The organism is Pseudomonas sp. E141, from assembly GCF_052659885.1.
This window is the reverse complement of the sequence record NZ_CP084024.1, coordinates 4594336-4607295: the sequence shown is the minus strand read 5'-3', so window position 1 is coordinate 4607295 and position 12960 is coordinate 4594336. Positions and strand designations below refer to the sequence as shown.

The 12960-nt window shown below is 61.2% G+C and carries 11 protein-coding genes and 1 pseudogene; 8 read left to right on the top strand and 4 right to left on the bottom strand.

The window, feature by feature from the left end; translation table 11 throughout:
* Positions 1-103 precede the first annotated feature (103 nt).
* The 4 genes from rnc (at position 104) to pdxJ (ending at position 3344) form a co-directional block, all read left to right on the top strand.
* The gene (rnc, locus tag GKKCFE_RS20565; protein ID WP_047228882.1) at positions 104-793 is read left to right on the top strand and encodes a ribonuclease III; all 690 of its coding nucleotides are present in this window, start codon (positions 104-106) and stop codon (positions 791-793) included.
* Complete coding sequence (gene era, locus GKKCFE_RS20560) at positions 786-1688, top strand: GTPase Era (protein WP_139049216.1); 903 nt, start codon at positions 786-788, stop codon at positions 1686-1688. Before rnc ends, era begins: the two co-directional genes overlap by 8 nt.
* Before the next feature lie 171 nt (positions 1689-1859).
* Positions 1860-2549 carry a DNA repair protein RecO gene (gene recO / locus GKKCFE_RS20555; protein ID WP_047228884.1) on the top strand — a complete coding sequence of 230 codons (690 nt, stop codon included), beginning with the start codon at positions 1860-1862 and terminating at the stop codon, positions 2547-2549.
* Positions 2550-2600: 51 nt separating this feature from the next.
* Entirely contained in the window at positions 2601-3344 is a 744-nt protein-coding gene (gene pdxJ / locus GKKCFE_RS20550; protein WP_047228885.1) for a pyridoxine 5'-phosphate synthase, read from the top strand.
* A gap of 131 nt (positions 3345-3475) precedes the next feature.
* On the opposite strand, the gene mltF is transcribed toward pdxJ, so the two are convergent.
* Positions 3476-4936, bottom strand: coding sequence for a membrane-bound lytic murein transglycosylase MltF (gene mltF / locus GKKCFE_RS20545; protein ID WP_047228886.1), 1461 nt, complete (start codon positions 4934-4936; stop codon positions 3476-3478).
* A 287-nt stretch (positions 4937-5223) separates the two neighbouring features.
* Between mltF and purL the strand changes: the two genes are divergently transcribed.
* From purL to GKKCFE_RS20530, 3 genes and pseudogenes are all read left to right on the top strand, one after another.
* A complete protein-coding gene (purL, locus tag GKKCFE_RS20540; protein ID WP_160893320.1) occupies positions 5224-9120 on the top strand; it encodes a phosphoribosylformylglycinamidine synthase in 3897 nt (1298 codons plus the stop codon).
* A gap of 4 nt (positions 9121-9124) precedes the next feature.
* Positions 9125-9436, top strand: coding sequence for a Nif3-like dinuclear metal center hexameric protein (locus GKKCFE_RS20535; RefSeq protein WP_188250924.1), 312 nt, complete (start codon positions 9125-9127; stop codon positions 9434-9436).
* Between the two features lie 379 nt (positions 9437-9815).
* Positions 9816-10001 (top strand): annotated as a pseudogene (locus GKKCFE_RS20530) (DUF6124 family protein); the annotation flags it as partial.
* A gap of 220 nt (positions 10002-10221) precedes the next feature.
* Here GKKCFE_RS20530 and GKKCFE_RS20525 read toward each other — a convergent pair.
* The 3 genes from GKKCFE_RS20525 to GKKCFE_RS20515 all read right to left on the bottom strand — a co-directional run bounded on the left by GKKCFE_RS20525 (position 10222) and on the right by GKKCFE_RS20515 (position 12199).
* Positions 10222-10491 (bottom strand): hypothetical protein, encoded by a 270-nt coding sequence (locus tag GKKCFE_RS20525; protein WP_139049221.1) that lies wholly within the window; start codon positions 10489-10491, stop codon positions 10222-10224.
* Between the two features lie 608 nt (positions 10492-11099).
* Positions 11100-11606: a L,D-transpeptidase family protein gene (locus GKKCFE_RS20520; protein WP_047228889.1), complete on the bottom strand. Its 507-nt coding sequence runs from the start codon at positions 11604-11606 to the stop codon at positions 11100-11102.
* Between the two features lie 41 nt (positions 11607-11647).
* A complete protein-coding gene (locus tag GKKCFE_RS20515; protein WP_047228890.1) occupies positions 11648-12199 on the bottom strand; it encodes an NUDIX hydrolase in 552 nt (183 codons plus the stop codon).
* 146 nt (positions 12200-12345) lie between these two features.
* Between GKKCFE_RS20515 and GKKCFE_RS20510 the strand changes: the two genes are divergently transcribed.
* The gene (locus tag GKKCFE_RS20510) at positions 12346-12945 is read left to right on the top strand and encodes a CoA pyrophosphatase (protein WP_047228891.1); all 600 of its coding nucleotides are present in this window, start codon (positions 12346-12348) and stop codon (positions 12943-12945) included.
* The last annotated feature ends 15 nt before the right edge of the window (positions 12946-12960 follow it).

Here is a 12960-nt window from a genome sequence, read left to right as displayed (position 1 = left end):
TAGTCAGGACGTCATTTTTGAACACAGCGTTAATTGTCCCAAGCCAACGGCGCTTCGCGGCCGTGGTGGTGGAATCCAGCCACGAACTCAGCGTGGGTAAACCGTGAGCGTTTCTCTAAGCCGTCTCGAGCGTCAGCTCGGCTACACTTTCAAGGATCAGGAGCTGATGCTTCTGGCTCTCACTCACCGCAGTTTTGCCGGGCGCAACAACGAACGCCTGGAATTTCTGGGTGATGCCATCCTCAACTTCGTGGCTGGCGAGGCATTGTTCGAACGCTTCCCGCTGGCTCGGGAAGGCCAGTTGTCGCGTTTGCGCGCGCGCCTGGTCAAAGGTGAGACCCTGGCCGTGCTGGCCCGCGGTTTCGACCTGGGTGAGTACCTGCGCCTGGGCTCCGGTGAATTGAAGAGCGGCGGTTTCCGTCGTGAGTCGATTCTGGCCGATGCCCTGGAAGCGCTGATTGGCGCGATCTACCTGGACGCCGGCATGGAAATGGCGCGCGAGCGCGTGCTGGCCTGGCTGACCTCCGAGATCGACAGCCTGACGCTGGTGGATACCAACAAGGACCCGAAAACCCGTTTGCAGGAATTCCTGCAATCGCGCAGTTGCGAGTTGCCGCGTTACGAAGTGGTGGATATCCAGGGCGAGCCGCATTGCCGAACCTTCTTCGTCGAATGCGAAGTGGTCTTATTGAATGAAAAAAGCCGGGGTCAGGGTGTGAGTCGTCGTATTGCCGAACAGGTAGCGGCCGCCGCAGCACTGATTGCCCTGGGCGTGGAGAATGGCAATGACTGATACAACCGTCACCCGCTGCGGCTATGTCGCCATTGTCGGCCGGCCGAACGTGGGCAAGTCCACGCTGCTCAATCACATCCTGGGCCAGAAGCTGGCGATCACTTCGCGCAAGCCCCAGACCACCCGCCACAACATGCTGGGTATCAAGACCGAAGGCGCCGTACAGGCGATCTACGTTGATACCCCCGGCATGCACAAAGGTGGCGAAAAAGCGCTGAACCGCTACATGAACAAGACTGCTTCGGCGGCGCTGAAAGACGTCGATGTGGTGATCTTCGTGGTTGATCGCACCAAGTGGACCGAAGAAGACCAGATGGTTCTCGAACGCGTCCAGTACGTGACAGGTCCCTTGATCGTGGCGCTGAACAAGACCGACCGCATCGAAGACAAGGCCGAATTGATGCCGCACCTGAGCTGGTTGCAGGAGCAATTGCCCAAGGCCCAGATCATGCCCATTTCGGCCCAGCACGGCCACAATCTCGATGCGCTGGAGCGAGTGATCGCCGAGCACCTGCCGGAAAACGATCACTTCTTTCCCGAAGACCAGATCACCGACCGCAGCAGCCGCTTCCTGGCCGCCGAACTGGTGCGCGAGAAAATCATGCGCCAATTGGGCGCAGAGCTGCCGTACCAGATCACCGTGGAAATCGAAGAGTTCAAGCAGCAGGGCAAGACCCTGCACATCCATGCGCTGATCCTCGTCGAACGCGACGGCCAGAAAAAAATCATCATTGGCGACAAGGGCGAGCGTATCAAGCGCATCGGCACCGAAGCGCGCAAGGACATGGAGCTGTTGTTCGACTCCAAGATCATGCTCAACCTGTGGGTCAAGGTGAAGGGTGGTTGGTCCGATGATGAGCGGGCGCTGCGGTCGTTGGGTTACGGCGACCTGTAAAGCTCTTCCTGAGTGCATGAATTTCCATTGTGGGAGCGAGCCTGCTCGCGATAGCGGTCTGTCAGTCAACATTCCTGTTGAATATCAGTCCCTCATCGCGAGCAGGCTCGCTCCCACAGTGGTTTGTGGTTGTCAGTAATACTGCGTTTACTCATTGAGAGCTGCGATCCCATGCCGCCAACCCAACCCACCGCCCAACCCGCCTACGTCCTGCATTCGCGCGCCTACCGCGAAAGCAGCGCCTTGGTGGACTTTCTTACGCCCCAGGGGCGACTGCGGGCGGTGTTGCGGAGCGCGCGTGGCAAGGCCGGAACGCTGGCGCGGCCGTTCGTGCCGCTGGAAGTGGAATTCCGGGGGCGGGGCGAGTTGAAGAACGTCGGGCGCATGGAAAGTAACGGTGTTGCGGCCTGGCTTAACGGCGAGGCGTTGTTCAGCGGCCTTTATCTCAACGAGCTGCTGATCCGCCTGCTGCCCGCCGAAGACCCCCATCCCGCAGTGTTCGATCACTATGCCGCCACACTGTTGGCCCTGGCCGAAGGTCGCCCTCTGGAACCGCTGTTGCGTTCCTTCGAGTGGCGGCTACTGGACGATCTGGGCTACGGTTTTGCCCTGAACACCGATCTGCATGGCGAGCCCATCGCAGCGGACGGTCTGTATCGGCTGCAGGTGGATGCCGGCCTGGAACAGGTCTACCTGCTGCAACCCGGGTTGTTCAATGGCACCGAACTTCTGGCCATGGCCGAGGCCGACTGGAGTGCGCCGGGCGCGCTCTCGGCGGCCAAGCGTCTGATGCGCCAGGCCCTGGCGGTTCATTTGGGCGGTCGGCCGCTGGTCAGTCGCGAGCTGTTTCGCAAGCCTTGATCAACCCGTATGCTGTGGGCCGAATCTCTGTCCATCTCAGGAGCGCTTTTCGTGAGCACCAGCAATCGCATTCTTCTCGGCGTGAACATCGACCATGTCGCCACCCTGCGCCAAGCCCGTGGTACCCGCTACCCGGACCCGGTCAAGGCCGCGCTGGATGCTGAAGAGGCAGGCGCCGACGGCATCACCGTGCACCTGCGTGAAGACCGCCGTCACATCCAGGAGCGCGACGTACTGCTGCTCAAGGACGTGTTGCAAACGCGCATGAATTTCGAAATGGGCGTGACCGAAGAAATGATGGTGTTTGCCGAACGCATCCGCCCCGCGCACATTTGCCTGGTGCCCGAGACGCGTCAGGAGCTGACCACCGAAGGCGGCCTGGACGTAGCGGGGCAGGAAGCACGGATCAGGGCGGCGGTGGAGCGTTTGTCGAAGATCGGCGCAGAGGTGTCGCTGTTCATCGACGCCGACGAGCGGCAGATCGAAGCCTCCAGGCGCGTCGGTGCCCCGGCCATCGAACTGCACACTGGCCGTTATGCCGATGCGCAAACGCCCACCGAGGTGGCTGAAGAGCTGCAGCGGGTAGCCGACGGCGTCGCCTTCGGTCTGGCCCAGGGCCTGATTGTGAATGCTGGCCATGGCTTGCATTACCACAACGTCGAGGCCGTCGCGGCCATCAAGGGCATCAATGAACTGAACATTGGCCATGCGCTGGTGGCCCATGCATTGTTTGTCGGGTTCAAGTCGGCGGTGGCTGAAATGAAAGCGCTGATCCTGGCAGCCGCCAAAGTTTGATGCATACGCAGGGCCCATGTGGGAGCGAGCCTGCTCGCGATAGCGGTCTGACATTCACCATTGATGTCGACTGACACACCGCTATCGCGAGCAGGCTCGCTCCCACAAGGGGGCCTCAGTGTATTGGGGATTCAGAGCGGCGGGGTTTCTGGATTTGGCTTGCTCTTGTCGACGCCCGGCACGTGCAGGTTGCCCTCGGCCACCTGGTCGCCTTCGAGCTGCGGCTGTGTGACCCAGGTCAGGATGTCGTAGTAGCGGCGGATGTTTGCCACGAAATGCACCGGTTCACCGCCCCGGGCGTAGCCGTAGCGGGTTTTGCTGTACCACTTCTTCTGGGAAAGGCGCGGCAGGATCTTCTTCACATCCAGCCACTTGTTCGGATTCAACCCTTCCTTGGCCGCCAGTTTGCGAGCGTCATCCAGGTGACCGCCACCCACGTTGTAGGCGGCGAGGGCGAACCAGGTGCGGTCCGGCTCCTCGATGCTCTCGTCCAGTTGTTCTTTTATGTAGGCCAGGTACTTGGCGCCACCCATGATGCTCTGCTTGGGGTCCAGGCGATTGGACACACCCATGGCCTGGGCGGTGTTCTGGGTCAGCATCATCAGGCCGCGCACACCGGTCTTGGACGTGACTGTCGGCTGCCACAGTGATTCCTGGTAGCCGATGGCCGCCAGCAGGCGCCAGTCGACTTTTTCCGCCTTGGCGTAGTTCTTGAAATGCTTCTCGTACTTGGGCAGACGCTGCTGCAAATGCTGGGCGAAGGTGTAGGCGCCGACATAACCCAGGACATCAACGTGCCCGTAGTAGCGATCCTTCAGGCGTTGCAGGGTGCCATTCTTCTGCACTTTGTCCAGGTAGGCGTTGATTTCGTTGAGCAGGCTGTTGTCTTCGCCAGGGGCCACGGCCCAGCTCTGGTTGCTGGCATCGCCCAGGTCGAAAGCGACCCGCACGTTGGGGAAGTACACCTGGTTCATTGCCACTTCGTTGGAGTCCACCAGCGTCAGGTCGATCTGGCCTTCATCCACCATGCGCAGCAGGTCGACGACTTCTACCGCGTCGGACTCTTCGTATTCGATGCCGGGATATTTCTGTTTCAACTGCGCCAATTGTTCGGCGTGGGTGCTGCCCTTGAGCACCATGATCTTCTTGCCCGCCAGGGCGGCCGGGTCGGTGGGGCGTGACTGGCCGTTGCGGTAGATGATTTGTGGGGTGACTTCGAGGTAGGAGTGGGAAAATCGCACCTGACTCTTGCGTTTTTCGCTGCTGACCAGGCCGGCGGCAGCCAGTACCGGGCCGTTGGGCTTGCCCAGCTGGGTGAAAAGGTCATCGAGGTTGTCGGCGGTCTCGATTTTCAGCTCCACCCCCAAATCGTCGGCGAAACGCTTCACCAGCTCGTATTCGAAGCCGGTTTCACCATTGCGATCCTGGAAGTAGGTGGCGGGGCTGTTTCGGGTAACCACCCGCAGCACGCCATCCTCCTTCACGCGCTCCAGTGTGTTGGGTTTCTCAACACAACCACTGAGCACCAGGAAGAGTCCGGTTGCGATCAGCCACTTGGCGTACCGCGGACGCAAAGCCGTTGGGGAAAACATCTGCGCAGTATACGCAAACGGCCCCGACCGCCATATCTCGACAGCAGAAGGCCAGTCTGCTAGCGGTTGCAAAACGTGTCCGCAACACAGGCGGGCCGGGGGGCGCCGTGTTTTGCCCCGATGAAAAATATCTCGGTACGACCGTGCAAACGGGGGCCGGAAGAGCCATTCCTGCAAAGACCGACATTCGGCCAGCATCGTACGTGCCGTTTCGGGTGCCGTCGCCAGCGGTTTAGGCTAGAATGCACGGCCTCAAAGCACACCCCCTTCCCGAGGCTGTCCCGAAGATGTTGATCCTGCGCGGCGCTCCTGCCCTTTCTGCCTTTCGCCACAGCAAACTCCTTGAGCAACTGAGCCAGAAGGTTCCGGCTGTCAGTGGCTTGTATGCTGAATTCGCTCACTTCGCCGAAGTCACCGGCGGTTTGACCGGCGACGAACAGCAGGTGCTCGCGCGCCTTCTGAAGTACGGTCCCAGTGTTCCTGTCCAGGAGCCGACCGGTCGTCTGTTCCTGGTGCTGCCACGTTTCGGCACCATTTCGCCATGGTCGAGCAAGGCCAGCGACATCGCCCGCAACTGCGGCCTGGCGAAAATCCAGCGCCTGGAGCGCGGCATTGCCTTTTATGTCGCCGGTGAGTTCAGCGAGGCCGAGGCCCAACTGATTGCCGAGGGCCTGCATGACCGCATGACCCAGATCGTCCTGGGCAACCTGGAGCAGGCCGCGGGCCTGTTCAGCCATGCCGAGCCAAAACCGCTGACCGCCATCGATGTGCTGGGCGGCGGCCGTGCCGCACTGGAAAAAGCCAACGCCGAACTGGGCCTGGCCCTGGCCGAAGACGAGATCGATTACCTGGTCAACGCCTTCCAGGGCTTGAAGCGCAACCCCCACGACATCGAACTGATGATGTTCGCCCAGGCCAACTCCGAGCACTGCCGGCACAAGATCTTCAACGCCAGTTGGGACATTGACGGCCAGAGCCAGGAAAAAAGCCTGTTCGGCATGATCAAGAACACCTATCAGATGCACAACGAAGGTGTGCTCTCGGCCTACAAGGACAACGCCGCGGTGATCGTCGGCAACGTCGCCGGGCGTTTCTACCCGAATCCTGAGACCCGCCAGTACGGTGCGGTCCAGGAGCCGGTGCACATCCTGATGAAGGTCGAGACCCACAACCACCCGACCGCCATCGCCCCGTTCCCGGGCGCGTCCACCGGTTCCGGTGGCGAGATCCGCGACGAAGGCGCCACCGGTCGCGGTGCCAAGCCCAAGGCTGGCCTGACCGGCTTCACCGTATCGAACCTGCAGATCCCGGGCTTTGAACAGCCGTGGGAAAAGCCGTACGGCAAGCCCGAGCGCATCGTCAACGCCCTGGACATCATGATCGAAGGTCCTCTTGGGGGCGCGGCGTTCAACAACGAATTCGGCCGTCCGGCCCTGACCGGTTACTTCCGTACCTTCGAGCAATCCATCACCACCCCTCGCGGTGAAGAAGTGCGCGGCTACCACAAGCCGATCATGCTCGCCGGCGGCATGGGCAACATCCGCGCCGAACACGTGCAGAAAGGCGAGATCCTGGTCGGTTCCAAGCTGATCGTCCTCGGTGGCCCGGCCATGCTGATCGGCCTGGGCGGCGGCGCCGCTTCCTCCATGGCGACCGGCACCAGCTCGGCGGACCTGGACTTCGCCTCGGTCCAGCGGGAAAACCCGGAAATGGAACGCCGTTGCCAGGAAGTCATCGACCGTTGCTGGCAGTTGGGTGAACACAACCCCATCAGCTTCATCCACGACGTCGGCGCGGGCGGCCTGTCCAACGCCTTCCCGGAACTGGTCAACGACGGTGGCCGTGGTGGCCGCTTCGAACTGCGCAACATTCCGAACGACGAGCCGGGCATGGCCCCGCACGAAATCTGGAGCAACGAATCCCAGGAACGTTACGTCCTGGCGGTCGGCCCGGCCGACTTCGAGCGTTTCCAGGCCATTTGCGAACGCGAGCGCTGCCCGTTCGCCGTGGTCGGCGAAGCCACTGCCGAGCCGCAACTGACCGTCACCGACAGCCACTTCGGCAACAGCCCGGTGGACATGCCGCTGGAAGTGCTGCTGGGCAAGGCTCCGCGCATGCACCGTTCGGCCGTTCGCGAAGCCGAGCTGGGCGATGATTTCGACCCGTCGACGCTCGACGTTGCCGATTCCATCGAACGCGTCCTGCACCACCCGGCCGTGGCGAGCAAAAGTTTCCTGATCACCATCGGCGACCGCACCATCACCGGTCTTGTGGCCCGTGATCAAATGGTCGGCCCGTGGCAGGTGCCGGTGGCCGACGTTGCCGTGACCGCCACCAGCTTCGACGTCTACACCGGCGAAGCCATGGCCATGGGCGAGCGCACGCCGTTGGCGTTGCTGGACGCTCCGGCGTCGGGCCGCATGGCGATTGGCGAGACCCTGACCAACATCGCGGCCTCGCGCATCGGCAAGATCTCCGACATCAAACTGTCGGCCAACTGGATGTCCGCCGCCGGTCACCCGGGTGAAGACGCCCGCCTGTACGACACCGTCAAGGCTGTCGGCATGGAGCTGTGCCCGGAGCTGGGCATCACCATTCCGGTGGGCAAGGACTCCATGTCCATGGCCACGCGCTGGAACGACGAAGGCGTGGACAAGAGCGTCACCTCGCCGCTGTCGCTGATCGTCACCGGTTTCGCCCCGGTCACCGACATCCGCCAGACCCTGACCCCGCAACTGCGCATGGACAAGGGCACCACCGACCTGATCCTGATCGACCTGGGCCGTGGCCAGAACCGCATGGGCGCCTCGATCCTCGCCCAGGTGCACGGCAAGCTCGGCTCGCAAGCGCCGGACGTCGACGATGCCGAGGACCTGAAGGCGTTCTTCGCCGTCATCCAGGGCCTCAACGCCGATGGTCACCTGCTGGCCTACCACGACCGTTCCGACGGCGGTTTGCTGACCACCGTGGTGGAAATGGCTTTCGCCGGCCATTGCGGCCTGAGCTTGACCCTCGACAGCGTTGCCGAGTCTACGGCTGAAATCCCGGCCATCCTGTTCAACGAGGAACTGGGCGCGGTGATCCAGGTTCGCCAGGACGCCACCCCGGACATCCTTGCCCAGTTCAGCGCAGCTGGCCTGGCCGACTGCGTCTCGGTGATCGGCCAGCCGATCAACAACGCCCACATCAACATCACCTTCAACGGCGACACCGTCTTCGAAGGCCAGCGCCGTCTGTTGCAGCGCCAGTGGGCTGAAACCAGCTACCAGATCCAGCGCCTGCGCGACAACGCCGACTGCGCCGAGCAGGAATTCGACGCGCTGCTGGAAGAAGACAACCCGGGTTTGAGTGCCAAGCTCAGCTACGACGTCAACCACGATGTGGCCGCGCCTTACATCAAGAAAGGCATTCGCCCACAAGTGGCGGTGCTGCGTGAGCAGGGCGTCAACGGTCAGGTGGAAATGGCGGCGGCGTTCGACCGCGCCGGTTTCAACGCGATCGACGTGCACATGAGCGACATCCTGGCTGGCCGTGTCGACCTGAACGACTTCAAGGGCATGGTCGCCTGTGGCGGTTTCTCCTACGGCGACGTGCTGGGTGCCGGTGAAGGCTGGGCCAAGTCGGCACTGTTCAACAGCCGCGCCCGCGACGCGTTCCAGGGCTTCTTCGAACGCACCGACAGCTTCACCCTCGGCGTGTGCAACGGTTGCCAGATGATGTCCAACCTGCACGAGTTGATCCCGGGCAGCGAGTTCTGGCCGCACTTCGTGCGTAATCGTTCCGAGCAGTTCGAAGCGCGCGTGGCGATGGTCCAGGTCCAGGAGTCGAATTCGATCTTCCTGCAGGGCATGGCCGGTTCGCGCATGCCGATCGCCATCGCCCACGGCGAAGGCCATGCGGAATTCGAAAGCGAAGAAGCCCTGCTCGAAGCCGATTTGTCCGGTTGCGTGTCGCTGCGGTTCGTCGACAACCACGGCAAGGTCACCGAAACCTACCCGGCCAACCCGAACGGCTCGCCGCGCGGAATCACCGGCCTGACCAGCCGCGACGGCCGCGTCACGATCATGATGCCACACCCGGAACGTGTGTTCCGCGCGGTGCAGAACTCGTGGCGTTCGGACGACTGGAACGAAGACGCACCATGGATGCGCATGTTCCGCAACGCCCGCGTCTGGGTGAACTAAGACGGTGTACAAGCTCTGCTTCTTCGTCCCGGCCAGCCACCTGGACGTGGTCAAAAGCGCCGTATTCGCCGCCGGTGGCGGACGGATCGGCGCCTATGACCACTGCGCCTGGCAAGTGCTGGGCCTGGGCCAGTTCCGCCCCTTGGACGGCAGCCAGCCGTTCATTGGCGAAGCGGGGCAGGTCGAGCAGGTCGAGGAATGGAAAGTGGAGCTTGTCGTGGCCGATGAGATGATTCGTGCGGCGGTGGCGGCGTTGAAGCAGAGCCATCCCTATGAGACACCGGCTTATGAAGTGTGGCGGTTGGAGGATTTTTGACCTTCCCCCGCTCGAATGAAAAACCCGCTGATTAGATCAGCGGGTTTTTTATTGCCCACGATAAATCCCCTCGCCACAAGGATCCTGGTCTGTCAGACGCACCGAAGTTTCCGACATGTTTTTAAGGTTGTCCCTCGGAAGCGAGGGCTCTAGCCTTTGGGTGTCGCTGCCAATTCAGCGACCGGATTTGACCGTCCGAACTCACAAGACGCACCAGCGCACCAGGACCTATTTCAGGCGTTTTTCTTTCGTCTGAGGTATCGTGTCGCGGCGGCTGTGCGCGGGACGTCTTCGGACGTGCCGGTTTCCTTGTGAATCGGTCGGTCAACCCGCGTACAGCTGCCACTTTTTTGTTTGACCGCGAAATGGTGGTGGCTCCATCGATACCGAAGCCCTGCTAGCCAACCTCAGCGAAACCCTTGCTTCAGCCAATGCCATTCTCAGCGACCTTGCCTTCGATCTGGAAGGCTCGCGGCGGCACATGTTGTTGGGAGTGGCGCAGATAATTGAATTAGGGACGTTGTTGGCGAACAAGGCTTTGGATCGGGTAGAGCTTCGGACCTGATGCAAGTAAGTGCCGGCCTCATCGCGAGCAGGCTCGCTCCCACAAGGGACGGGTGTCGACCACAAGTTGTGAACACCACAAATCCACTGTGGGAGCGAGCCTGCTCGCGATAAATCGAAAGATGAATACAACAATCCCGGCAGAGCACTGAACCTGTAGCGAGCAAGCCTCAAGTGACAGCATCAGCCACCCTGTCGGGTAGATGGCATGGGTTTGAAAACTACTGGTGGATGTTTTCGAGCCGGCAAGCTTCTTTCTCGATGCCAATGCACTCGACCGGTTCACTCACGCCTTTCTCGAAGCGGCGTGCATTCATCAACAGGCCTCCCTTGATACCGCCGATGAATGCGAAGGCACCTTCACGGGAACCAGCGCTACGTACCGACAAATCCACCGCCGTGACATTAGGCCTGACTTCATACACCCAACCGCCGTTTTCTGCTTCCTGGGTTGCCCAGAGCTTGGCTTCGCTATAGTCGCGAAATGCCACAATGACCGATTGGGCCCGGGGAGACTCCGGCCACCTCACCGCTCTCAAATTCGCTGGCAAAGAGTTCCAGGCCCGTAACCCCTTGGCAAGCGCATCCGCGCCCTGGACCGCTCGGATCCGCCGTGACCTGAAGCCAGGCGGTATACCACGGCTCCTCTTTTCCATCTGCCGGTGTTCCGGCGCCCCATGCATCGTGGCTGGGCTGCCACACACACGCGCACGCTACCGCGACAACAGCTGTCGCCCGGGTAAAACCGTTATGAGTTGTCATGATTTGATGTCTCATCTGGAACGGTGAAGCCCTGTCGAATCACATACGTCATGACTGCCTATGTTTCGACGTGACACGTTTCACTATGGATTCTGCGGGGGGCGACCTGCTGGGCAGGGCCTCGACCCACCACATCAGTCCTGAGGGTAGATCAAGGTGGGTGAGGCGGTTGCGTTGCGCTTCCGGGGACTTGTAACAAGAAGTGGGAGGGACATAGTCTCAAGACCTGACAATTCGGTGTGTCAGGCAAATTGAGTTGACTGCTGTGGGGCTGCTGAGCAGCCCAGCGGGAGCAAGCTCCCTCGCCACAAAGGCTTCTTGCAGTAAGGGCGTGGAGTTATGGACGGATCTCGATCATGGTGCCATCCGGCACCAGGTTCCACACCTCGCGCATGTCCACATTGCGCATGGCAATGCAGCCGTCGGTCCAGTCCAGGGTGTGGAACAGCTGCTCAGGGTTTTCTTCGGAATCCGGGGTGCCATGGATCATGATCATGCCCCCCGGTTCCACGCCTTCGCGGCGGGCGCGGGCGGCGTCGCTGATGTTGGGGTAGGAAATGTGCATCGACAGGTAGAAGCGGTCGCTGGTCTTGCGCCAGTCGATCCAGTAGAAACCCTCGGGGGTGCGCTTGTCGCCTTCGATCAGCTTGGGGCCTTTTTTGGCGCCTTTGCCCAATGAAATGCGATAGGTCTTCAGTGGTTTGCCGTCGTTGATCAATTGCAATTGATGGGCGGACTTGAGCACCAGCACTTTTTCGATGGTCTTGCCGTTGTAGGTTCCCACCGCAGAAGCCTGGGACACCGCAGCGAACGACAAGCAGAACAGGACAAGCAACCAGCGCATTGAAACGATATCCCTAGAGGTGTCGCGGCTATTATGGATTTTTAGGTATTGGCAGGCTGGGCCAGCGGCGGGATCGATTCGGATCGCACCGGGTAGTCCTCGGTTCGCCGGTCAGCATAGAAGTATTCTAGGGTACGGCCCACCGTGCGGAAAGCCAGCTCGTCCCAGGGAATGTCCGCTTCGTCGAACAGTTTCACTTCCAGGCTCTCGGGCCCGGCGGCGAAATCTTCGTCCACCAGCTCGGCGCGGAAGAATACATGCACCTGGCTGATATGCGGAACATCAATCAACGTATAAATGCTCAGGTTGCGCACGCGGGCGCAGGCTTCTTCGGCGGTCTCGCGCACGGCGGCCTGCTCGACGGTTTCGCCGTTCTCCATGAAACCTGCCGGCAATGTCCAGTAACCGCGCCGTGGCTCGATGGCACGCCGGCACAGCAGCACTTTGCTGCCCCAGGTCGGCACGCAACCGGCCACGATATTGGGGTTCTGGTAGTGGATGGTGTGGCAGGTATCGCAGACAAAGCGCAAGCGCGAGTCGCCTTCGGGGATACGCTGGGTTACCGGGTTACCGCACTGGCTGCAGAATTTCATGCTTGGGTTCCTGAATGCTGCGCCTATCTTGGCGTCTGCGGGCGGCTGTCGGCAAGTTGTCGTTTCGCGACACGTCGCAGTGCGGGGGTTGGGCGGCTTGCCTGATTGGTGCATGATGCAAGGTAGCGAATAAATCGAGAAGTCTCATGCTGGACGAGCTACTGCATCGAGTAAGCAACCATACCCCACGTGATCTGGAGACTGACCGACGTTTCCCTGAAGCGGCGGTGCTGGTGCCCATTACCCGCAGTGACGAGCCGGAACTGGTCCTGACCCTGCGCGCCAGCGGGCTTTCGACCCATGGCGGCGAAGTGGCATTTCCCGGTGGGCGTCGCGACCCGGAAGACCCGGACCTGATTTTCACCGCCTTGCGCGAAGCCGAAGAAGAAATCGGCCTGCCCCCCGGCCTGGTGGAAGTGATCGGCCCCCTCAGTCCCTTGATCTCGCTGCACGGCATCAAGGTCACGCCCTACGTGGGGGTGATTCCCGATTACGTCGAATACCAGGCCAACGATGCCGAGATCGCCGCGGTGTTCAGCGTACCGCTGGAGTTCTTTCGCAAGGACCCGCGCGAGCACACTCATCGCATCGACTACCAGGGCTGCAGTTGGTATGTGCCCAGCTATCGTTTTGGCGAGTACAAGATCTGGGGCCTGACGGCGATCATGGTGGTCGAGCTGGTCAACCTGATGTTCGACGCCGGCATCGACCTGCACACCCCGCCCAAGACTTTCATCAATACCTGAAGCCCCGAGGAACCT